This window comes from Streptomyces shaanxiensis (genome assembly GCF_039537145.1).
In the GTDB taxonomy this organism is placed as follows: Bacteria; Actinomycetota; Actinomycetes; order Streptomycetales; family Streptomycetaceae; genus Streptomyces; species Streptomyces shaanxiensis.
This window is the reverse complement of the sequence record NZ_BAAAZY010000011.1, coordinates 315,856-337,863: the sequence shown is the minus strand read 5'-3', so window position 1 is coordinate 337,863 and position 22,008 is coordinate 315,856. Positions and strand designations below refer to the sequence as shown.

The 22,008-nt window shown below is 68.7% G+C and carries 19 protein-coding genes and 3 pseudogenes; 14 read left to right on the top strand and 8 right to left on the bottom strand.

The features are described from left to right. The first annotated feature begins 312 nt into the window (after window positions 1-312). The 5 genes from ABD932_RS21260 to ABD932_RS21240 all read left to right on the top strand — a co-directional run bounded on the left by ABD932_RS21260 (window position 313) and on the right by ABD932_RS21240 (window position 3,808). On the top strand, window positions 313-1,446 hold the full coding sequence (locus tag ABD932_RS21260; RefSeq protein ID WP_345015396.1) for an SGNH/GDSL hydrolase family protein: 1,134 nt from the start codon (window positions 313-315) through the stop codon (window positions 1,444-1,446). A 120-nt stretch (window positions 1,447-1,566) separates the two neighbouring features. Beyond that, a complete protein-coding gene (locus ABD932_RS21255) occupies window positions 1,567-1,977 on the top strand; it encodes an ASCH domain-containing protein (protein WP_345015076.1) in 411 nt (136 codons plus the stop codon). 207 nt (window positions 1,978-2,184) lie between these two features. Continuing rightward, complete coding sequence (locus ABD932_RS21250) at window positions 2,185-2,352, top strand: hypothetical protein (protein ID WP_345015074.1); 168 nt, start codon at window positions 2,185-2,187, stop codon at window positions 2,350-2,352. A gap of 143 nt (window positions 2,353-2,495) precedes the next feature. Continuing rightward, window positions 2,496-3,026: a SigE family RNA polymerase sigma factor gene (locus ABD932_RS21245; protein ID WP_345015072.1), complete on the top strand. Its 531-nt coding sequence runs from the start codon at window positions 2,496-2,498 to the stop codon at window positions 3,024-3,026. Then, window positions 3,023-3,808, top strand: coding sequence for a hypothetical protein (locus ABD932_RS21240; protein WP_345015071.1), 786 nt, complete (start codon window positions 3,023-3,025; stop codon window positions 3,806-3,808). Before ABD932_RS21245 ends, ABD932_RS21240 begins: the two co-directional genes overlap by 4 nt. On the opposite strand, the gene ABD932_RS21235 is transcribed toward ABD932_RS21240, so the two are convergent. Next, window positions 3,699-4,007: a hypothetical protein gene (locus ABD932_RS21235; RefSeq protein WP_345015395.1), complete on the bottom strand. Its 309-nt coding sequence runs from the start codon at window positions 4,005-4,007 to the stop codon at window positions 3,699-3,701. The genes ABD932_RS21240 and ABD932_RS21235 overlap by 110 nt on opposite strands. Window positions 4,008-4,083: 76 nt before the next feature. On the opposite strand from ABD932_RS21235, the gene ABD932_RS21230 reads away from it, so the two are divergent. Continuing rightward, window positions 4,084-6,531 carry a non-reducing end alpha-L-arabinofuranosidase family hydrolase gene (locus ABD932_RS21230; RefSeq protein ID WP_345015070.1) on the top strand — a complete coding sequence of 816 codons (2,448 nt, stop codon included), beginning with the start codon at window positions 4,084-4,086 and terminating at the stop codon, window positions 6,529-6,531. 357 nt (window positions 6,532-6,888) lie between these two features. On the opposite strand, the gene ABD932_RS21225 is transcribed toward ABD932_RS21230, so the two are convergent. Both ABD932_RS21225 and ABD932_RS21220 read right to left on the bottom strand, forming a co-directional pair. Next, window positions 6,889-8,598, bottom strand: coding sequence for an RICIN domain-containing protein (locus ABD932_RS21225; RefSeq protein WP_345015068.1), 1,710 nt, complete (start codon window positions 8,596-8,598; stop codon window positions 6,889-6,891). A gap of 791 nt (window positions 8,599-9,389) precedes the next feature. Next, complete coding sequence (locus ABD932_RS21220) at window positions 9,390-11,126, bottom strand: serine/threonine-protein kinase (protein ID WP_345015066.1); 1,737 nt, start codon at window positions 11,124-11,126, stop codon at window positions 9,390-9,392. A gap of 356 nt (window positions 11,127-11,482) precedes the next feature. Here ABD932_RS21220 and ABD932_RS21215 point away from each other — a divergent pair. Continuing rightward, window positions 11,483-11,671: pseudogene (locus ABD932_RS21215) on the top strand (replication initiator); the annotation flags it as partial. Window positions 11,672-11,727: 56 nt separating this feature from the next. On the opposite strand, the pseudogene ABD932_RS21210 reads toward ABD932_RS21215, so the two are convergent. From ABD932_RS21210 to ABD932_RS21195, 3 genes and pseudogenes are all read right to left on the bottom strand, one after another. Further along, window positions 11,728-12,009 (bottom strand): annotated as a pseudogene (locus ABD932_RS21210) (TetR-like C-terminal domain-containing protein); the annotation flags it as partial. A 166-nt stretch (window positions 12,010-12,175) separates the two neighbouring features. Next, window positions 12,176-12,307: pseudogene (locus ABD932_RS21205) on the bottom strand (chitinase); the annotation flags it as partial. 642 nt (window positions 12,308-12,949) lie between these two features. Beyond that, window positions 12,950-13,417: a peptidoglycan-binding domain-containing protein gene (locus ABD932_RS21195; protein WP_345015064.1), complete on the bottom strand. Its 468-nt coding sequence runs from the start codon at window positions 13,415-13,417 to the stop codon at window positions 12,950-12,952. Window positions 13,418-13,730: 313 nt separating this feature from the next. On the opposite strand from ABD932_RS21195, the gene ABD932_RS21190 reads away from it, so the two are divergent. Both ABD932_RS21190 and ABD932_RS21185 read left to right on the top strand, forming a co-directional pair. Continuing rightward, on the top strand, window positions 13,731-14,528 hold the full coding sequence (locus tag ABD932_RS21190) for a peptidoglycan-binding protein (protein WP_345015062.1): 798 nt from the start codon (window positions 13,731-13,733) through the stop codon (window positions 14,526-14,528). Beyond that, entirely contained in the window at window positions 14,525-15,394 is an 870-nt protein-coding gene (locus tag ABD932_RS21185) for a helix-turn-helix domain-containing protein (protein WP_345015060.1), read from the top strand. Before ABD932_RS21190 ends, ABD932_RS21185 begins: the two co-directional genes overlap by 4 nt. 2 nt (window positions 15,395-15,396) lie before the next feature. Here the strand turns inward: ABD932_RS21185 and ABD932_RS21180 are convergent, their stop codons facing one another. Continuing rightward, window positions 15,397-16,305 (bottom strand): LysR family transcriptional regulator, encoded by a 909-nt coding sequence (locus tag ABD932_RS21180; protein WP_345015058.1) that lies wholly within the window; start codon window positions 16,303-16,305, stop codon window positions 15,397-15,399. A 149-nt stretch (window positions 16,306-16,454) separates the two neighbouring features. On the opposite strand from ABD932_RS21180, the gene nadC reads away from it, so the two are divergent. The 3 genes from nadC (at window position 16,455) to ABD932_RS21165 (ending at window position 18,608) form a co-directional block, all read left to right on the top strand. Continuing rightward, entirely contained in the window at window positions 16,455-17,348 is an 894-nt protein-coding gene (nadC, locus tag ABD932_RS21175) for a carboxylating nicotinate-nucleotide diphosphorylase (RefSeq protein ID WP_345015056.1), read from the top strand. Then, window positions 17,336-18,208: a PhzF family phenazine biosynthesis protein gene (locus ABD932_RS21170; RefSeq protein ID WP_345015054.1), complete on the top strand. Its 873-nt coding sequence runs from the start codon at window positions 17,336-17,338 to the stop codon at window positions 18,206-18,208. The genes nadC and ABD932_RS21170 overlap by 13 nt, the downstream gene beginning before the upstream one ends. A 106-nt stretch (window positions 18,209-18,314) precedes the next feature. Further along, entirely contained in the window at window positions 18,315-18,608 is a 294-nt protein-coding gene (locus tag ABD932_RS21165; protein WP_186285217.1) for a DUF1330 domain-containing protein, read from the top strand. 206 nt (window positions 18,609-18,814) lie between these two features. On the opposite strand, the gene ABD932_RS21160 is transcribed toward ABD932_RS21165, so the two are convergent. Further along, window positions 18,815-19,150, bottom strand: a complete 336-nt coding sequence (locus ABD932_RS21160) for a hypothetical protein (protein WP_345015050.1) — start codon at window positions 19,148-19,150, stop codon at window positions 18,815-18,817. Between the two features lie 857 nt (window positions 19,151-20,007). Here ABD932_RS21160 and ABD932_RS21155 point away from each other — a divergent pair. After that, window positions 20,008-20,226 (top strand): hypothetical protein, encoded by a 219-nt coding sequence (locus tag ABD932_RS21155; protein WP_345015048.1) that lies wholly within the window; start codon window positions 20,008-20,010, stop codon window positions 20,224-20,226. Window positions 20,227-20,881: 655 nt separating this feature from the next. Beyond that, on the top strand, window positions 20,882-21,976 hold the full coding sequence (locus ABD932_RS21150) for a sigma-70 family RNA polymerase sigma factor (RefSeq protein WP_345015046.1): 1,095 nt from the start codon (window positions 20,882-20,884) through the stop codon (window positions 21,974-21,976). Window positions 21,977-22,008: the final 32 nt, after the last annotated feature.

Here is a 22,008-nt window from a genome sequence, read left to right as displayed (position 1 = left end):
ACGGTTACACCTGTCGTCGTGGCCCTGGATTTGTCAGCGCCCCATATTCAAGGCGGTTTTCGGCCTGCTAGATTGACGCCCGCGTCTCAGAGACGAAGTCGGGCAGACCCGGCAGTCTCGCGGAGGCGAAGACCCCCTATGCCTTCACCAAGGCCGTCTTCGGGTGCCCGGAAACCGCCGCGGATGAGATTCGCTGCGTCCACCACGTCTCACGCCAAAGCTTTTCGGCATCCAACCCCCCAACCCACTGGAAAGCGCACGTAAGTGATGAGATCCCTTCAGCGTTTCGGCCCCCCGCTGGCCATCTCCGCCATGGCGATCGTGCTGAGCACGCCCGGGCCGGCCGCCGCCGACGAGGCGACCGACGGCAAGGACACCACGTACTACATCTCGCTCGGCGACTCCCTGGCCTCCGGCTACCAGCCGGACGTCGACAAGGACACCGACGTCGCCTACACCGACCAGCTCTACGCGCAGCTCAAGCAGCGCACTCCCGGACTGAAGCACATACGCCTCGGCTGCACGGCTGAGACCACCGAGTCTCTGATCAACGGCGGCAAGTGCGACTACCCGAACGCCAAGTCCCAACTGGACGCCGCCCTGAAGGCCATGGCCCAGCACAAGGGCAAGGTGGCCTACGTGACCCTCAGCGTGGGCGCGAACGACATCCTCCTCAGCTGCGTCAGCCGCCCGGCCGGCACCCTCGACGGGGCGTGCCTGAACAGCAAGAGCCAGACCATGGCGAAGCACCTCGCCCAGATCGCGGGCGCGCTGCGCCAGGCGGGCACGGACAGCACCCAGTTCGTGGGCTCTGACTACCACAACCCGTTCCTGGCGGCCTGGCTGCAGGGCGCCGCGGGGCAGCAGGCCGCCAAGGAGTCGGCACCCCTGGTCAAGGCCGCCAACACGGGGATCGCCCAGGTGTACAAGTCCACCGGCTTCAAGGTGGCGGACGTGGCCGGGGCCTTCTCCTCGGACGACTTCACCACCCAGGTGAACGTGCCGGGTGCGGGTGAGGTGCCGGCGAACGTGGCCCAGATCTGCCGGCTGACCTGGGCGTGCACGAAGCAGGACCCGCACCCCAACGCCGACGGCCACAAGGTGATCGCGGGCGCCTTCGCGGCGCAGCTCACCGAGAACGACACGCCCGGTGCGGGAGAGTCCCCGGCCCCCAGCGAGCCGGCCACGCCCGGTGAGGGCGAGTCCCCGACTCCCGGCGAGACGACCCCGTCCGGTGAGGGCGAGTCCCCGACCCCCAGCGAGTCCGCCACGTCGGCGCCCGGCACCGACACTGGGGCGAACGACCCGAACGCGAACGGAGATCTCGCCGAGACCGGCGCGTCGAGCAACGCTCCCGTCCTCGCGGGTGCCGGTCTCGCGGTCGTGGCGGTCGGCACCGCCGCGGTCTACTTCGCGCGCAGGCGCCGTACGGGCGAGGAGAGCTGACGAGTAGCCAGTACGCACGCACCGGGCAGCGGGCCGCTCGCGATGTCGCGGGCGGCCCGCTCGGACTCGGGCCCCCTCCCCCCCGGAAGAGTCGCCGAGGCCGCTGCGGGCAGCAAGACGGTGGAGGTCCGCCGCCAGCGCGTGGCCGCGCCTCCCGGAACCCTGGTGCTGCTCTATGCGACCGCGCCCACCATGGCCCTGGTGGGCATGGCGCGCATCGCGGCAGTCCACGTCGCCTCCCCAAAGGAGGTCTGGTCGGCGCACCGTACCCAGACAGGGATCACCCGACGTGAGTACGACGCTTGCATGAGCGGTGCCAGCCAGGCGAGTGGCCTCACGCTGGCGGACCCCGTGTCCTTCGACGAGCCAGTGACACTCAGCGCGTTGCGTGCGAAGGGAGCCTTCCATCCTCCGCAGAGCTACCGCTACATGAAGGGCAACGACCTACGGCGGGTGGCCGAGGCCGGACCCGTGGTGGTGGCTGCCCTTCGTGAGGTGCTGGGCGATCTTGTGCTCGCTTGGGGCGAGTGAGTGAGCCGCGGCGGGCGGTCACCAGAGGTGATCGTTTTGACCCGCCTGGATCAGGAGAAGAGCAACGTCGCCCAGGAGCTTCCGGGGACGACGCCGCCGTGATGGGAACACGCTCCTTGGCGCCCGATGGACGTGGAGGGCCATCCGTCACAGCAGTGCGCGGGAGAGGGCATCACCTCCTGGCTGACTTCCTCGGGAGCCTGCTGGATGCGGGTGGCCTGGCCTATGGTCGTCGGGTGCTGGCGTGCCGTCCCCCCGGGGAGCGGGACCGGTGTCAGGATCACCGACATCTACAGGGAGCGGCTGACCGTCGACGGCACCGCCGTGCAGCCGGACGTCGCGCAGCCGACGGGCGTCCAGTTCGCCCGGCATTGACCAGCCCGCCGGACAGCCTTCACCGGTCCGCAACCGAGCACGACCGCCGTTCGAATCCCGGGCCGCGCACTGCTAGGCTGCGCCCCCTGTTGTTAAACATGCAACTAACGCGCACATCATCGCCAGGAGAGGGCGACGGAGGGATGCTCGTCGACGACGCGTCCGCGGAGTTCCACGAATTCTTCGAACGCCACTATGCCGAACTCGCCCGTCTGGCACACCTCCTGACCGGCGAGACCGACGCGGCGGACGACCTCGCGGCGGATGCCCTGGTCGCCCTGTGGCAGCGCTGGGACCGGTTGCGGCAGGCCGACCACCCGCTCGCCTACGCCCGCGGTGTGGTGGCCAACCTGGCGCGCGGACGGATCCGCAGCGCGGTGCGCGAGCGACACCGGATCACGCTGTTCTGGTCCCGCAGCCCCGAGAAGGTGGAGGGGCCGGACATGGCGGCCGTACTGGACGTCCGCGCGGCGCTCGCCCGGCTGCCCTTCCGCAAGCGTGCCTGCGTGGTGCTGCGGCACGCCTTCGACCTGTCGGAGAAGGACACGGCGGCAGCGCTGGGCATATCGGTCGGCACGGTGAAGAGCCAGACCTCGAAGGGAATGGCCGAGCTGGAAAGGATACTGGGCGCACGAGCGGCCGGGGACCTGGTGGCAGGGAGGAGGAACCGGTGAACGACGAGATCGCCCGTCAGCTGCGCGAGGCCGCCGAGGCGCATCGGCCCGACCGCGCGCGGATGCTGGCCCGGGTGCAACGCGGCATGGCCGGCCCCGCCGTCCGTCACCGCGCGCGGCCGTTCGCGAGGTCCGGGACCAGGGTCGCGCTCGCCGGGCTCGCCGCCACCGGCATCCTGGCGACCGGCGGCCTCGCCGTCGCCGCCATCGTCGCGCACTCGTCGCCGTCGGCCACCGTGACCACGCCTGCCACCCCGTCCCCGACCGTCAGCTCCCCGCACCCGACATCGGGCCGCCCCACCCCCATCGCGCCGGCCCCGGCCACCACCCCGGGCAGCGCGCGCCCGACTCCGCCGGCCACCAGTCCCTCGCCGACCGCCGGCGAGAGCCAGAACGGGCCGCTGTGGTCGGCCGGCTCGCTGGGCCCGGGCAGCACCGTCTACTGGACGCAGAGCAACCTCGCCCTCAAGACGACCCGGCCCCTCACCTCGCTCACGGTCGAGATCCGGATCGCGCAGACCGGCGGGGTGAAGGACACCGGCACCTGGCAGACCCTGCCGAGTGCTGACTTCACCGTCACCGCTCAGGAGGCCGACGGCACGCTGGTCTACCGCTGGGTCCTCAAGCCGGGCCTGACCGTGCCGGCCGGGAGCCATGAGTTTGCCGCCCAGTTCAACAACGGCACTGGCGCGCGCAGTGCGGCGGGCGACGGCTACCGCGTCGACGCGCAGGGTTCGGGCGGCTCCGCGTCGGTCCGGGGAGGGTTCGTCCCGACCCGGTGAACGCCGCTGTGCGGCAAGGGGATGAGTCCCCTTGCCGCACAGCTCGATGGGAGAACAAGTACCCGCACTGCTGGTACGGGGTCCAGTCGGCCGGGCCGACGTCGGTCCCGTCGGCGTAGGTGGCCTCCATGGTGGCCGGCGGGTCGCCGTGGAACTGGGTGCGGACGGTGACAGCGGCCGTGAAAACTCTTCCCTCGATCGCGGCAACCTTTGTGTGCGTGGCGGCAACTGGCAGGTAACCGGGTCCGGATCAAGGCCCGCTGTGCCAGAAGGACATGCCGTTGTCAGATCAGAACCGCTCTCATCGCCGCCGTCCGGCTACCCGGCGCGTGCTCGCCGCCGCCGTGGTCCTCGCCGCCGCGGGTGCCGCCGTACCGCTGGTCGCGCTGGCCGCACGCACGCCGGAGGCCCGCACACCGACCCTGGCCGCCGCGGCGACCGGCAGCGGCCGCTACTTCGGCACGGCAGTGTCCTCGGGCAGGCTCGGCGACTCGACGTACTCCACCATTCTCGACCGGGAATTCAACATGATCACCCCGGAGAACGAGATGAAGTGGGACACCGTCGAACCCTCCCGCGGGAAGTTCAACTTCGCCCCCGCCGACTCGATCGTCAGCCACGCCTCCGCGCACGGCCAGCGCCTGCGCGGCCACACCCTGGTCTGGCACTCCCAGCTGCCCGGCTGGGTCAGCTCCATCACGGACGCGGGCACCCTGCGCAGTGTGATGAACAACCACATCACCCAGCAGATGGCCCACTACAAGGGCAAGATCCACTCCTGGGACGTGGTCAACGAGGCCTTCGCCGACGGCCCCGGCGGCCAGCTCCGCAGCTCGGTCTTCCGGGACGTGCTGGGCAACGGCTTCATCGAGGAGGCCTTCCGCACCGCCCGTAAGGCCGACCCCGCGGCCAAGCTCTGCTACAACGACTACAACATCGAGAACTGGTCCGACGCCAAGACTCAGGGCGTCTACAAGATGGTCAAGGACTTCAAGTCCCGCGGTGTGCCCATCGACTGCGTCGGCCTCCAGAGCCACTTCGGCGCCGGCGGCCCGCCGGCCAGCTTCCAGACCACGCTGTCCAAGTTCGCCGCGCTCGGCGTGGACGTCCAGATCACCGAGCTCGACATCGCCCAGGCGTCCACCACCGCGTACACCAACGCCGTCAAGGCGTGCATGAACGTCGCTCGCTGCACGGGCATCACGGTGTGGGGCATCCGCGACAGCGACTCCTGGCGCACCGGTGAGAACCCGCTGCTGTTCGACGCGGGCGGCAACAAGAAGCCCGCCTACGGCGCGGTGCTCACCGCCCTGGGCGGCGGCAGCAGCAGTAGCGGCGGCGGCACGCCGGGCGGGAGCATCACCTCCGGCACCGTCTACACGCTCTCCAACGCGGCCACCGGACGCGTTCTCGACGAGCCCGCGGGACACAACGGCAACGGCACCCCGCTCCAGGTGTGGGACGCCAGCGGTGCCTCCAACCAGCAGTGGCGGGCCAGCCGGAACAGCGACGGCTCCTACACGCTGACCAACGTCGCCAGCGGCCGGGTACTGGACGAGCCGGCCAACCAGATGGCCAACGGGACGAGGATGACTGTCTGGGACGCCAACGGCGGCAGCCACCAGCACTGGCGGGCCCGCCAGAACAGCGACGGCTCCTACACGCTGACCAACGTCGCCAGCGGCCGGGCGCTGGAAATCCCCGGCGGTCGGACGGCCAACGGCACTCCCGTCCAGATCTGGGACTCCAACGGCGGTGCCAACCAGCACTGGAACTTCAAGACGACCGTGCCGAAGAGCGACACGTGTGCACTTCCGTCGACGTACCGGTGGACCTCGACGGGCGCGCTGGCACAGCCGGCGAACGGGTGGGCCTCGCTGAAGGACTTCACCAACGTGACGTACAACGGCAAGCACCTGGTCTACGCGTCGAACTACTCGGGATCGGCCTACGGCTCGATGGCGTTCAGCCCCTTCACGAACTGGTCGGACATGGCGTCGGCCCGCCAGACCGGCATGAACCAGAAAGCGGTGGCGCCCACCCTGTTCTACTTCGCGCCCAAGAAGATCTGGGTGCTGGCGTACCAGTGGGGTCAGTGGCCCTTCATCTACCGCACGTCGAGCGACCCCACCAACCCCAACGGCTGGTCTGCGCCGCAGCCGCTGTTCACCGGCAGCATCCCCCGCACCGAATCCCCCACCGGCCCGATCGACCAGACCCTGATCGCTGACGACAACAACATGTACCTGTTCTTCGCCGGTGACAACGGCAAGATCTACAAGTCGACCATGCCGATCGGGAACTTCCCCGGCAACTTCGGCTCCTCGTACACGACGGTCATGAGTGACACGGTGAAGAACCTGTTCGAGGCGCCGCAGGTCTACAAGGTCAAGGGCCAGAACCAGTACCTCATGATCGTCGAGGCGCGGGGTGCGAGCGAGCAGCGCTACTTCCGCTCCTTCACCGCCACCAGCCTGAACGGTCCGTGGACCCCGCAGGCCGCCACCGAGTCCAACCCCTTCGCGGGCAAGGCCAACAGCGGCGCCACCTGGACCAACGACATCAGCCACGGTGACCTGGTCCGCAACAACCCCGACCAGACCATGACCATCGACCCCTGCAACCTGCAGTTCCTCTACCAGGGCAAGTCCCCCGACACACCGCCGAACACCCCCTACGACAAACTGCCGTACCGGCCCGGCATCCTCACCCTGAAGCGCTGACCCGCCTGGTCCACGGTGATCGCGATTGGGTGCGGTCCGCCGACATGTAGACGAGCGGTCTGCGGCGTGGGCGACTCCACCTGCTGACCGATACTCACCACCTCGAGGAACCCCAGCCGTGCGCCGGCTGGGGTTCCAATCGTTTGGGGACCAGGCGGAGGCTCGGCGAGGCTTGTCGGGCTGATGGGTGGGCTCCTGGTCCTGCGTCAGCACGATCATCCCCTTCGCCAAGGCTGCCTCGATCGGCGCCCGCACCGACGGCGGCATGGCCGGCGCCGACGGGAGAAGGCCTCAGCCCGACGCAGACGACGAAATGCGCCCCCATCGAAGAGATGGGGGCGCATTCGCCGGCTTCGCCTACTTGAGTCGTGTACCACCCGAGTTGTGATACGCGATCGTCTTGCGGATCAGGTTTCCGCCGTCGGTCTCAGGCGTCGTCTGCTCCGTCCACCCCGCACCGAACAGCAGGCCGGCGATGTGGGCGTTCGCCACCTGGTCCATGTGGCCGAAGAGCCAGTCCACCTTGTCGTCCTTGAAGTGGCCGGGAGTGTTGTTCCCCGCCATGTTGCCCACGGGGATCTGCCACAGGACCACCGGCTTGCCCACGGACTCGGCCATCGTCTTCCAGAACTTCAGCGAGGCGGCGGCCTTCTGGTCGGTCCAGAAGGTGTCACGGCTGCCGTGGGCCGGCTGTGCGTACCAGCCCGCGTCGCGGTCCGACACATCGGTGACCAGGAAGTCGGCGTTCTTCGCCCCGAGGTCCGCGTAGTCCTTGACGCACTTCTGGAGGTTGCTCTCCCAGTCGAAGCAGGAGAGGTGCAGCCCCACGGCGGCGTTCGGCGCGTACTTGTGCGCCATGTGAATCAGGCACTGGGCGAGTCCGGCGGCGCTGTTCTCCTGCGATCCGCAGTCCGTCGGGTTGGCGCCCGAGACCTGCGAGGGAACCTGGTGCAGATTGCCGAGCGACCGGGCGAAGCCCCAGAAGTCGGGCTCCAGGTCGATCATGTCGTGGGACTTGCCGATCTTCTGGAGGAAGAACCGGTAGTCGTTCAGGTACTTGGTGAGCAGGTCACGCCTGTCGATGGCCTTGACCTCGCCCGGGCCGTCACCCTCGCCTGCCATGTCCCCGAGGTCGCGCAACGAGTACCAGGTCCACAGGTACTTCTGCGGTCGCGACTTGCCCTGGTACGTCGCCTTGGCCGCCACGCTGTCCTGCCAGGTCACCTGGTTTCCGGGCGCCGTGCTGGTGCCGCCCCAGCAGCCCCACCAGGCCGACCACTCAGCCTTGCAACGCGATGCCGTGTAAGCGTCCGACGAGGGCGCGGGCTGGCTGTGTATATAGGCGTAGCGCACGTCGAACGGCGCGGCGTTCGCCGAGGCGTCAGTCATCGAACCGCCGATGAACACCTTGTCGCTGCCCATGAAACGTGCCGTCGAGCTGCCGTTGGTGGCGGCCGGAGACGCCGGCGGCGACGCCGGTTGGGTGCCGCTCGGAGCCTGGCTCGCCGGAGTGCTGCCGCCGGGCGTGGGCGTGCTGCCGGAGTTCCCCGGGTTCCCGGTGCCGCCGGCGACGCTACCGGCCGCGACGAGCTTCCACTGCTGGTTGGCGCCGCCCCGGTCGCGGTTCTGGACGACGTCGCCCCCGTTGGCCTTGGTGGCGTTCTTGACACCGACAGCCATGCCACTGAAGCGATTGACCAAACGCACGTAGCCGTCCGACGACTTGGCCAGTTTGAACTGCTGGTTGGTGGCGTTCAGGTCTTTCCACTGCACGATGGCGGAGCCGGCGGTCTTCGACCAGCCGAAGTCGTCCAGCACCTTGCCGGAGGTCCGGTTCTGCAGCCGGTAGTACCCGTCACCCGAGTCGACGAACCGCCACTGCTGGTTGGCCCCGCCGTGACGGCTCCACTGCACCACCGCCGCGCCGTCGTTCTTGGCGGAGCCGCGGTCGTCCAGCACCTTGCCGCTGTTGCGGTTGACCAGCACGTACCACTTCTTCAGATCCAGGGTCTTCTGCTCCGCAGAAGCCTGGGTGACCACGACAGCCGAGCCGGCCACGACCACCATGGCGAGACCCGCCCAGAGACCCCGACGCGCGAGGAACCGACGGCCACGATGCTTCGGGCGATCACCGCGCGCGCCGCCGTCGGCGGCACGGTGGCCGCCGACGCGGGACGCCACCGGTGACGTGGGTGGGCCTGGGACATGTCTGTGCTCTCGTTCCAGGGACATGCCTGTGCTCTCTTTCAGCCGTTGCATCTGACCGGACCACTTGGCCGGACAACGCTTAGTGGTCCGAGAGGCCGAAAAGGTTGCCGCGAAGATCCACAGATTTTTTCGCCTTGACCGCTTCCCGTTCGCTGCGGAGCACGGCACACCTGACGCCGGTGGTGGCGAACGCCTGATGGCTGGTCGGGGAAGGTGGGGGACAGCAGCGCGATCCCGACCCCGCAAGGCCGCTCCGAGCGCCTCGCCGACCTTGCGGCAGGGCATTCCCGTGCTGCCCTTCCACACCCAATGCGCTTGTGGACCACCTGGCCGCCCAACTGGCCCATCTAGCTCTGACCTGCGGAGATTCGCTATGCCGACATGGTTGTTCCGGGTTGGATCGCACCCCTGTTGACCGTGGTTGACCGCCCTTACGGGCACTCCAAGGGCACGGAGCAGTAGGGCGGCGAGGCATGGGGCTCTGGTGTCGCTTCCATGTGCTGGATGCCTGGACTCCTGGGCCATGGATGGTGCCGTCGCGAATGCACATGGATGCCGTCTCCCGGATTCCTGGGCCTGGCGAACGGCCGGGCGTCGTCGCTGTTCGCCACTCTCGCCGGGTTCTCGTCTGGTGCTGATCGCAGGGGCCGTCAGTCCACCTTGATGTACTCGCCGGGCTCGCCCTGCGCGATCATGCCGTACATCAGCAGCCGGTCCTCGCCGTTGACGCGTTCGACGCGCAGGCTCTGCGACGAGCTCCACTCGATGCAGCCGGGCTCCCAGGCGCCCGCGGCTGTGTCGGGTGTCGGCGGGCCGATGATCAGCAGGTTGCCGGCGCCGCCGACTACGGCGGTGCTCGCGCAGTTGTTGGTGCCGCCGGTCTCTTCGCCGGTCTTCTCATCCGTCTTGGGGTAGCTCTCCGCGATGTGGACGAGCGAGGCACCGATCGGGCCCTGGTTGATGGTGATCCGGATCGACCGCAGGTCCTGCTGGTCCGCCGGCAGTTCGGGGTCGGGGGCCTGCTTCCAGCGGCCCACCATCTTCGTCGGCACGATCTCCGGCGCCGCCTTCACCTTCCGGAACGTGGCCGTCGCCGCCCCCGACCGCCACTGCAGGACGTCGGGCGAGCGCATGGTCAGCGTCTGGTGCGCGGCCGGGGTGCACTGCTTGGCGGGCACGCTGGTCGTCACGTCGCTCTCGCCGAACACGACCTTGTCCTCGTTCGCCGAGACCAGCGTCGAGCGCCCCATGCAGAGTCGGTCGCCCGTGACCGTGACGTAGGCGGCTGCCTTGTCACCCGGTTTGCCGTCGGTGATCTGGATGCGGGCGGTCTCCGAGGGGACTTCCTGCGTGCCCGTGACGATGCCTTCCCAGGCGCCCTGGAAGGCGGCGGGGATCTCGTACTCGGTGGTCGTGGTCGTGCGCTTGCCGGGCTCGAGGACGTAGACGAGGCCCCCGGCGAGGGCGAGTGCGACGGTAGAGCCCACGCCGATGAGCAGCGGGCGTTTGGTGGGCCGCGTGCGTCTCCTTCTGCGCGAGGGCGCGGGTACGGGGGTCGGTAGGGGGGTGGCGTCGCCCTCCTCGTCGAGGAGCCGGGCGGCGTGCCGTCCGAGGTGGGCGAGCAGCCCGGCGGGGAGCCACGGGTCGGTGGCCTGGACCGTGGCGGCGAGCCGCGCGGCGGTGGGGCGGGCGGCCGGGTCCTTGTGGAGGCAGGCGCGCACCAGGTCGGCGAGCTCGTCCGGGAGTCCGGCGAGGTCGGGCTCCTCGTGGGCGATGCGGAACATCGTGGCGTGGACGCCGCTCTCGGCCGACCCGAACGGGGAGCGGCCGGTCGCCGCGTAGGCCAGCACCGAGCCGAGGCAGAAGATGTCCGACGCAGGCGTCAGACGCTCGCCCCGCACCTGCTCGGGTGACATGAAGCCGGGGGATCCGACGAGTGCGCCGGTGCTGGTCAGCCCGCCGTCGGTGACGGTGTCGACGGCTCGGGCTATGCCGAAGTCGATGATGCGGGGGCCGTCCACGGTGAGCAGGATGTTCGACGGTTTGAGGTCTCGGTGGACCAGCCCGGCGGCGTGGATGTGCGCCAGTGCCTGGGCGAGCCCGACGGCCAGCGACCGTACGGACGCCGGGGGCAGTGGCCCGTACTCCTCGGCCACCACCGTCCGCAGGGCGGGCCCGGCGACGTACCCGATGGCAACCCAGGGGGACTCGGCGTCGCTGTCCGCGTCGAGCACCGGTGCGGTGCCGATGCCGCCGACTCGTTCCAGCACGGCCACCTCGCGCGCGAAGCGGCGCCGGAACTGGTCCTGGGCGGCGAGCTCGGCATGCACGACCTTGACCGCGACGGTCCGTCCGCCAGCAGACCGGGCGAGGTAGACACGGCCCATGCCGCCGGACCCCAGTCTGCCCAGGAGCCGGAATGAGCCAATCTGGGTGGGGTCTTCATCCTTCAAAGGTTGCACGTTCACAGAGCATGCCAGAGAGGAGCGGGACCACTTCGGTGGCGTCGGGCAGGGAAGGTCTGTGACCAGCTCTTCAACCGCCATGAGGCGACCGAGCAGGGCTTCTTCCGGCCCTCGGACATGGACGAGGAGACCGCGGAGCCATACGCCGACTGGTTCGGGAGTCTGTACCCGTTTCTGTGTTATTTCAGGCCACTTGAGGTAAGGCAGGGTTGGGCTCGGTCGAGGGGACGGCCATGTAGGCGAAGCGTCCCCAGCCGCCGGTCCGGCGCAGGGCCAGGAATGCACAGGCCGGGCAACTTTGGGGACACTTCCCGACCTGCTTGCGCCGGGAGGTCGCCAAGCGTGCGGGCCTGTCTCAGCGCCGGTTCCGCGAACACTGGCGCGTGTCCTTCGCCAAGGTCGCCGAGTACCAGAAGCGGGGCGCCGTCCACGTCCACGCGGTCATCCGCATCGACGGCCCCAGCGGTGTTGTCCGCTCTGAAGGGCACGCCGTGGGCACGCACCAAGGCCGGGCGTGACGTGGTCAGTTCGCCGGCGCACCCGCCAGGTCGTCCAGCTCGGCGGCGAAGAGCTGCGCGGGGTCGATTCCCATACCGGTGAAGTGGCCGGCGAGTTCCAGGGACAGGACGCCGTGCAGCCGGGTCCAGAAGGTCAGGGCCCGATGGAGGGCCGGGGGCGGGGCGGGATGGCCGTCCGCCCAGTCCCGGTGGTCTTCGAGGTGCGCGTCGAACGGTGTCGCCGGTCCGCCCGAGGGCAACGCGGCACACGCGTCCAACAGGGTCGCCATGATGGGACGGGGCGCGGCACGCGGAGGGGAGGTGCCGCGCCCCGCGGATTTCGGTCAGGAGAACTGACGGCCGCGTTCGACGATGCACGCGCCCCGGCCGGATGGGGGAAGACCGGCCGGGGCGCGCCCCCCGTGGTCCGGAGACGGTCGCGTCAGTCGTAGGCCACGTCAGTCGCAGACCTCGTCAGTTGTAGGCCGCGAACGCCTTCGAGAACGCGAACTTCTCCTGGAGGACCGAGCTGCACGTCGCGTCCGCCGCCGGCTTCTCGCCTCCCGGGCACTGCTTGTCGCGGGTCGCCGACCACATCGACATTGGAGCGGTCCCGCGACAGGTGAGGGGCTGCGTATCGACGAGGGCGTCCACCTGTGGACCTTCCGCAAGGTCGAGGGTGGCCTGCACGTCCACACCGAGGAAACCTGGACCGGCCCCCAGGTCGAAGCAGACGTGCCCACCGCGACCGCGGCCCTCGGCGCGGGCCTCGAAGCGTGGCTGCACGACCTGAAGACCACCGCCGAAGCCCCCACCAGCGACCACCAGCGTCCCCACTGACCGGATCGAGCGGCCTTGATGGCCGGCATGAGGCCGGCAAGCGACAACTGACCATAATGAACAGCGAACAGGCCCAGGTCCCTCGGTTCTCGGTTCGGCTTGTAGCGCTCGGGGAAGTCGGGATGGTCTTGGTAGGGGAGTGCATGGTCGAGTAGGTCGTCGCACGGCCAGAGGTCACCGTCGAACTGGCAGTCGTCACGGTCATCCCAGAGACGCTCCGGGTCGCCTTCGGCTGGACTGAGATGGATGACCAACGAGGCCCCCGAGCAGCGTGGTTGAGACGTCAGACATCTCGATCAACAGCTCGCGGGCCTCGCGCGTCGCGCTGCGCGGACCGTCACCTGATCAGTGGTCGGCTCGAAGAAGCCAACTTCTGCATGCGGTGTCGGACTGGAGGGTTGCGAATGCCTACTCGCAGAACTGCTCCAAGCTCGACTGACCGAACCTGGCGAACGCCGCTCGCGTGCCTGAGCCGGCGATGCCGTCGAGGGCGCCGGTGTACCCCCAGCCGCCGTTCTTGAGGAAGTACTGAAGTCCCCTGATCGTCGCCGGTCCGACGATTCCATCAACAACGAGGTTTTGGTCCCAGTGGTTGTTGAGGAAGTTCTGGATCGCCTTCCAGCTTTCCTTGCCGAGATACCCGTCCACTTCGAGGTCGACGAGGACTGAGGTGTTCAGGAAGCACTGAACGCCGTAAGCCTGGTACTTGGTGAGTCCGAGGTTGTTGTATGCGGCCACCGCTGCGGGCGAGGCTGCAACCGCAGACCTCGGGGCGGTTGGCGTAGCCGCCATGGCGGTGCCCGCGGTGGCCAGGCCGCCGGCCGCGATCCCGACCGCGGTGGTGACACTGACGAGTGCCTTCGTGAGAGCTCGCATGCTGTTCCCCTCAATTGACGTGCGATTGAAGACGCCGACCCCAGCGGCCGGTTCCGCAACGAGACTGCGGGTTCGGCGAGATGTTCGGCCACAGGTGACACGGAAGTGACCTCGTCCCGGGACGTCCCGTTCGATGACCTGCGGAGATGCCGCCCGCCGAGTCCCTGCGGCGGGACTGCGACGAGAGGGGGGATGACTGATTCCGCGCCAGGGCGGGGCCGCAGCAGGGCGGGGCCCCTGTGACAGCTGGTGCAGAATGAGGCCGGGACACGGGGGGCCGGGCCTGCGGTCCCGAACGCGAGTGGGGGGAAGCGTGTCGCGCTGGAAGGAACTGCCCGCAGAACTGCATCCACACGTCCACCAGCTGATCGTGCGACTGCGCAGGCTGAAGGACCACAGCGAACTGAGCACGCGGCAACTGGCCGCGAAGACCGGGTACAGCGCGAAGTCGTGGCAGCGATATCTGAACGGCAGGTCTCTGCCGCCCCGGGAGGCCGTCGAGGCGATGGCCCGCGTCGGCGGTGACGATCCGCACCGGCTGCTGGCGATGCACGAGATCGCCGCCCAACGCTGGGCGGAGGGAAGGGCGGTCACCACCGACACCCCCGAGGACTTCTCCGCGACACCGGAACACACCTCCACGGAGCAGCAGCCGTACGGGCGTCACCTGCGCGTTGCGCTCACGGCGGGAGCCGTGGTCACGGCGCTGTCCGTCTCCGCCGCACTCCTGTTGGCCGTGCGGCTCACCGAGGCCCGTGCCCAGCTCGCGCACGACCGCAGCGATGCTGTAGCGACGGCCCTGGCCACCGTGTCGGAGTCCATGGTGCCGGTCATCTACACCTGTCGGCTGGAGCAGCGTGACGGCCGCTGGTACGCGGGCCTGAGCCGGACCACGGACATCCTCCTGTCCAACACCCACGTGGGGCTCGAAGTGGCCGAGGCACAGTGCCTGCTGCACCGGGCGGGCACTGCGCCAGGGGAGATCGACGGCGTCTTCGGCCCGATGACGCGGCGAGCGGTCGAGCGCATGCAGAAGCAGAACGGGCTGATCGTGAACGGAGTCATCGACCCGCCCACCTGGCAGGCCCTGCGGGAGGCGGCGCCCCAGTGACCACGGAACACACCCGGCTGGCCGCGGCGCTGCGGGAGCTGCGGGCCGGTGCGGGGCTGAGCCTGGCGGCGCTGGCGGAGCGAACGCCGTACAGCAAGTCCTCGTGGGAGCGTTACCTCAACGGCAAGAGCCTGCCTCCTCGCCAGGCCGTACGGGAACTGTGCCGGCTCGCGAACGAACCGGACGGGCGGCTGCTGGCCCTGTGGGAGATCGCCGAGTCGCACTGGAGCGGACGCGCGGTGGCCCCCGCACCCGCCCCTCCCACGGACGAGTCGCCGCGGCCACATCCTCAGGAGTCGCCACCGCCCGCCGGAACCGGGCGGCGGCGACTTGGCGGGAGCAGGCTCCTGGTGGTGCTGGCGTCGGCGTACACAGTGATCGTCGGTGGTGCTGCGGCCCTGCTGTTCCTCCTGCTGCCGGACTCGGAGGCTCAGGAGGACGAACCGCTACCGGCCTCCGTCCCGTTCTCCCTCGCTCCCCAGTGCCACGGAGCCGCCTGCGAGGGCCGGGACCCGATGCGCCTGATCTGCGGCATCGGCCCCGACACCCTCGCCTCGTACCGCACGGCCACCGGCGCCCACATCGAGCTGCGCCACAGCAAGAAGTGCGGTGCGAGCTGGGCCCGGACCTGGGGGACCGAGATCGGCGACCGGGTGGACGTCACGGCAGGCGGCCCGACCCACGGCGTGCGCATCAGGAACAAGGACGACGCGGCAACCTTCATCTATACCGAGATGACCGAAGTCCGTCCCGGCAGCACCGTCCGGGCCTGCTTCCGGCCCGCGTCGGCCGACGGCGAACGGGAGTGCTTCGAGGCCCGCGTGGGCGGGGCCGCCACCACTACCCGGCCGCCCTCATCTCAGTAGCGTCAGGGCCTCGTGCGCCTCGATGCCGACGATCTGGTCAGCCGCGACCCGTGCCGGATCAACAACCCCGTCCAAGGGCTGTCGCCGAGAGTGACCAGGACGAACCGGCGGCGCGGCGGGTCGGACACGAACGGCCGCCACGCCATCCCCGCGTCCGCTGTGAAGCTGTTCCGGCTTCGCAGGCCCACCAGGTTCTCGCTGGTGCGCAGGTGGCGGCAGTACAGCGCCTGACTGTGCGCGTCGACGATCCGCAGCTGCGGCGTCCAGCCGTGGCCGGCGAGGTGGGCCAGGACGTCCTCGGCGAAGCGGCGGTTGCGCTCGGCCGGGAACCACAGGAGCTCCTGGTCCGCCAGGTCGGCCCAGGACAGGGCGGTGTGCTCGGCCAGCGGGTGGTCGGGGCGCAGCACCACGCCGTGCGGTTCGTCGTCCAGGGTCAGCGCGGCCAGGCCGTCGATGGGGTGGAAGACGCGCATCACCCCGAAGGCCAGGGCGCCGGTCCGCAACAGGTCGAGCTGCCGCTGGGAGTCGGCCTCGTCGAACTCGACGGTCAGGGAGCCGTCGTCGGCGAGGATCCGCTCGACGCGGGCCAGTAGGTGCTCCGGAACCGTTCGGCAGACCCCCACCCGGACCGCGCGGCGCGCGTCGCGCGCCTGGGCCAGCGACGCCTCGATCTCGGCGAGGGCGCGGATGGCGGTCGCGTACAGGATGCGGCCGCCCTCGGTCAGCTCCATCCCCTTGGGCCTGCGGTGGAACAGCGGGGCGCCGACGCGGCGTTCCAGGGCGCTGATCTGCTGGCTCAGGCTGGGCTGTGCGATCCGCAGCACGCGCGCCGCCTCGGTCATCGTGCCTTCCTCGGCGACGGCGACGAAGTAGCGGAGATGGCGAAGTTCGACGCCCCGGTGGTCGTTCACGGCCGCTCCTTCCTCTCGCGATAGGCCCGAGCCTATGGCTTGCTTCCTAACGGCTATTGGCATGAGTCGGATCTCGTGGGTTTTCCTGAGGAGGCCGTCCACGGCCTCGTCGTTCCGGTGATCAATCTCTGAGAGCTGAGGAACCACCTATGAAGATCGCCGAGTTTCCCGCGTCGGCGGCGCGGGCCAGCGTGGCCGCGGCCCTGGCGGAGGACAGGGCCGCATACGACATCACCACCTTGTGGAGCGTCCCGGCCGGCCCGATCGCCACCGCCGAGATCAGTACCCGCCAGCCCGGTGTCGCCGCCGGACTGCCCGTGGTCCACGAAGTCTTCGCCCAGACCGACGCCGAGGTCGAGGTCGAGACTTTGGTCGCGGACGGCGTGCGGCTGCGGGCCGGGGACGCCCTGGTGCGGCTGACCGGATCGGCTCGCAGCCTGATCACCGCCGAGCGCACGGTGCTGAACTTCCTGCAGCGCCTGTGCGGCATCGCCACTGTCACCGACGGCTTCGTCCAAGCCGTGGCCGGAACCCCGGCGCGGATCCTGGACACCCGCAAGACCGCCCCGGGGCTGCGGGCGCTGGACAAGTACGCCGTCACCGCGGGCGGCGGCAGCAACCACCGGCTCACCCTGGCGGCGATGGTCCTGCTGAAGGAGAACCACATCACCGCGGCGGGCGGAGTGACCGCGGCGATCGATGCGGTCCGGAAGGGAATGGCCGATTCCGGGACGAGCGTGCCGATCGACGTCGAAGTGCAGACCGTCGCGCAGGCCCGCGAAGCCATGGAAGCGGGAGCTGGCTGGCTCATGCTCGACAACATGGAGGTGGCCGACATCGAAGAAGTGATGCGAATGAGGGCCGGCCGTTCCGGCGGTTCGGAGATCCTCCTGGAGGCTTCCGGCAACGTCACCCTGGACCGGGTTCGCGCCATTGCCGATGCCGGCGTCGACCTCATCTCGATCGGCGCCCTGACGCACAGCGCACCCGCGCTCGACCTGACGATGCTGATCACGATGGACGCGGCGCCATGCCCGAGGTGACGATCGTCGACGCGTGCCGGCGGCAGGGCCAGGGTGGCAGTCCGACCGCCGTTCTCGACGACGCGCCCTTCACCGATGCCGAGCGACGGCGCATCCCTGCCGTGACAGGCACCTCGCACGCGGTCTTCATCGCTGCGGTGGAAGGCGAGGATCAGGCTCGACCGTCGTATCGGCTCCGGTTCTTCACCGGCGAAGGCGAGTTGCCCGCCTGCGGTCACGGCACAGTCGCCGCACTGGCGCTGCTCGCTCTGCGCTACAGCGGCGACGCCGATTACCGGGCCGCGCTGCACACCACAAGTCGCGTATTCGAAGGCTGGGTGAAGCGAGAACACGACGACCTGACGGCCACTTTCGACCCGGGCCCGATCAGCCCGCGGGACGCCGGGGAACTCGAACTCCGGGCGATCGCGACCGCCCTCGGCCTGATGAGCGAAGCCCTTCCCGACGGCGCCTGTGTGGCCTCACCCGGCCGGCCACGGCTCCTGTTACCCGTGCGATCGCGCACCGTGCTGGCCGAACTCCGTCCGGACTTTACGGCACTGCGCCATGCCTGTGACCGCTACGGACTGCTGGGCTGCTACGCCTACTCGATCCTCGATGCGGACGGTCGGGCGGCGGCCCGGATGTTCGCCCCGTCGATCGGCGTCCCCGAGGATGTCGCCAACGCCAACAGCACCGCATGTCTGGCCGCGTATCTCGCGGATCAGGGCGTCACCGGCATCGCGGTCGACATGGGCGATCACCTCGGCCATCCGTCCACGATCACCGCCAACGCACAACGCAGCGCGTCCGGCACCCTGATCCGCCTGGGCGGCGCCGCAGAAATCGCTCGCGCCGTCCGCCTTCCCCGGCTCGGCTGACACGAAGGCGACTCGCGGTGGTCAGCAGACCAACAAGGACGGCCGCCGACGCTCGTCAGAGACCAACCCGTAAGTCAGGTGCACTCATCCCAACACTGGAGGTTCCATGCCCAAGGGCTACTGGGTCAGCGTCTACCGCACCATTTCAGATCCTGAGAAGCTGGCTGCTTACAACAAGCTGGCCCGCCTGGCCGTCGAGCCCGGGGGCGGCCGGACCATCGTCCTTGGCGGTCGGGTCGTGGCGCATGACGCCGGAATCGCAGAGCGCACCGTCCTGGTCGAGTTCGACAGCTTCGAGCAGGCCGTCGCGGTGCGCGAGAGTGCGGCCTACCAGGAGGCGCTGGTCGCCCTCTCCGACGGCGTCGAGCGCGACTTCCGCATCGTCGAAGGCATCGACTGACCGAGGTCCAGTCGGATCTTCACTGAAGCCATGGCAGAGAGCACCACTCGCTTTGAAGCCGGGCCTCCCGTTCAGGAGGCCCGGCTTCGCGCTGCGGTGCCTTGTTCTGGTGTCCATTTCGCGTCACTGCCCGCTACTGGTGAGGGTGATCTGTCCTCGGAGCCAGTCACTTCCTCACATTGGTCAGTGAGTGACGCGGGCCCTCGTCAGAAGGTATACGGGGCGAAGGGGCGAACCGGGTGGATCATGAGGCCGAGCAGTCGGTCGAACTCGGCCCGTTCGTCCTCGGTCATGAGCTGGACGGCGTTGCCGAGGGTGTTCTGGCTGAGCTGCTCCATGAACGGGGCGAGGAAGAGCTGGAGGGCTTCCGGCGCTTCTTCCACAGTGCGCATGTACTCCTGGTATCGGGTGAGCTGTTCGCGCACCTCTCCGAATTCGACGCGGGTGGCGGTGAAGGCGAGGTCCTGTTCTTCCTTGCTGAACGGGCGTCCGTCGCGGTGGCTCCAGGTGTTGGTGTCGGATCGGTACTTGAAGTCCGCCATCAATGGTCTGGAGAATCGCCGGTTACGGTAATCGGCGATCGTCGGCTATATTCCGCCCGCTTTGCCGGTCAGCGGCGACGGCTGGAGTCGTTCAACGCGCTGGTGGCCGGTTGTTTGGTGGGAGCCAGGGACGGGCGGATGGAGTTGGCGTCGCCACTCCCGCGGTCGCGGCCCTGCTCGCCTGTGCAGCTCGCGCTTGCTCGCTGGGTGCCTGGACTTAGGGCACGCGGAGGGCACGCCGACCCCAAATTGGTCTAGATAACAAACAAACCCCAGGCCGCTGACCTGGGGTTTCATCATGGAGCGGGTGACGAGAATCGAACTCGCGCTCTCAGCTTGGGAAGCTGCGGGTATTTGTGGGCGATATCGGCGTTGACCTGGGCGAACAGCCGGACCGCGGTTCCGTCAGGCTCGGCTGTTTTCACCGTGACTCCCCGCTGTTCCCCGCTCGATCTGGTGCGGTTGTGGTGCAGCCTCTCTGGCCCAGCACGCAATGGTGCTGACGGCAGGAGAGCATCAGACTGCAGGCGTTGGTCTTGGCCGACGGCCCCCGCTGATGGGCGTCGGCCAAGCTTCACAACCCCGTAACAGCGGGCAGGACTTGGCTTCTCACTCCTCACCGGCAGTGCAGGATTCCGGACGGAGGTGCTTACACCAAACGGCATGTTCATGCGCGAGTTGCCGATCGAGGGCCAGGCCAGGCTCTCGCCCGTCACTCGCGGACATGACTATGGGTCCCTGGCCCTCTGTTTCGCGTCGCCTCGCCAAGCCCGCGGAGCCCTGACCGTATTTAACTGGAGACCGCCAACTCCGGTCTGACCGAAAGGACTATGTGCGATGGCCAGCACCATCGACCCGTGACCCGCGGGCTGCTGATCACGCTGAGCGCAGGAGCTGCAACAGCATCGATCGCAGCCGCCCCCTGGTGGATCACTGTCTCCCTTTTGAGCTTGCCGCTGATCGCGATTTCTGCGATCTTCCTGCCGGCCGTCTGGTCGCGCAGGCCGGCTCGGAGACGTGACGCCCGCCTGCTCTCCGAACGCATCCTGCGGATGTTTGAGCGGAGGCGCGGGTGATTCCTAAGCGAACAGGTCGCGCGCCACCGTGACAGGTTCAGCCCCGCTGCAGCAACGAGGCAGCGGGGCTCTCGGTGCCTCGCTGCACAACCCATGACTGTGAGTCGTCCCGGCCGTAGTTGGTACACGCTCTCAACTTGGGAAGCTGAGGGCATCTAGGGTCTGTTCCAGGCCTCACCTGCGGCGGAGGGACGCAGACGCGCGGCAGACGGTCGATTGGTTCCCCGCACGATCTGGCAGGCGTCTGGCACGAGTCATTCGTCGTCGCACCTCTCCAAGACCAGGCCCGAAGCCACTTGCGCTCGGCCTCAGCGTTGGGCCGGGGCGCCTCTCACCATGGCGGATGGTCCGCGTGTGTCCCCGCTCGTTCGCGGGTGTGCGTCGGCGTTGTCACGCAGTTAGATACTCAGCGAGGGCAACGATTCACCGCTTCAGCAGTCTTCGTGTGAACGGCTCGCCCCCGTCTGGCTCCGTGGGAGATATCCGCGGGTTTCGGCGGACAACTTTCCCCAGCACTCTTCGCGTCGGCACAGTTGAGCGCCACGAAGCGGAAGAGGAGTGCAGTATGGCAGGGGGGCGCAGGACTCGGCCATGGGGGCCATTACGCGGCGCGACACCCGGGCAGGACGCCACCGCCCGGTTGCTGCGCCGCTGGATGGACGACGCGGGCGGCCTGACCGTCACCTCCCTGCACAAGGCGTTCACCCGTGAGCACTTCTCCGGTGGCCCAGTGCCCTCGCGGACTACGGTGGGCGATCGCCTGGCCGGCCGTTACCTCACCCAGGACTTCGTGAAAGCGGTGGCGGCCGTCTGCTTTCCGGACGCTTCTACCCGAGCGGTACGCATCGCACAGGCTACCGAGATGCTGCGCGAGGACACCTCCTCCTTGCTCCCCGGACATGCCGCGGGCGGGCGGTATGCCACCTCTCCGGCGGCTCTGTCCCAGCTGCACAGGGCGATCAACCTCATGCGGCAGGGACTGCCAACGGACAGCATGGCGCCCGGCCAACGAGTCAGGATGTTGCAGCGCCAGAACCAGCAGCTCAGGGAGCAGCTCGCCGAGGTCAACAAGGTTCTGGACGCCGTAAGACACGAGCTCGACCAGACAAGTCGGCTTCACGAAAAGCTCTTCCAGGAGAACGCGAATCTCAGGAGCGCTGTGCGCGAACTGCAGGAGAACCTGCAGAACGGGCGATCGCCTGCTAAAGCGGCCCCATCGCTCGGCCTTGAGGGAACCGGTGATGCCCTGCCGGCCCCCGTCTCTCCAGCCACGCAGACGCTGCCCTTGGGCTTCGAGGCGTTCTACCAGCAGAACGTGCACAACTATCTCCGGTACGTTTCGGCGCGCACCGGCTCCCCCAAGCTCGCAGAGGAAGTCGTGCACGAAGTCTTCCTTACCCTGCTCAGACGCTGGCAGGAATTCCTCGGCGCAGGGCTGTCGTCCGCGTGGGCCTGGAAAATCCTCCAACAGACGGTGCAACCCCACGTGCGACCAAGCCCTCCCGCGTTTGCCAAGGTCATGCGTCAAGCCCGGATGAGAATCGCAAACCTGGAGGGCAGCATCGGCCTATATCAGGCCATTGCTCGGCTTCCGGAGCGGCAGTTCGACGTCATCGTGTTGCGCTACGTGCTGGGCTACAGCGCCGACGACGTGGCCCGGTTGATGGGCATCTCTCCGAGCACGTACCGGGCCTACCGCCTGGCCGGCCGAAGGCGCCTGGCAAGGGAACTCGGCATGGAGCTCGGGTGACAGGGCATGGCCGACGAAGTCGGGGCCCACCT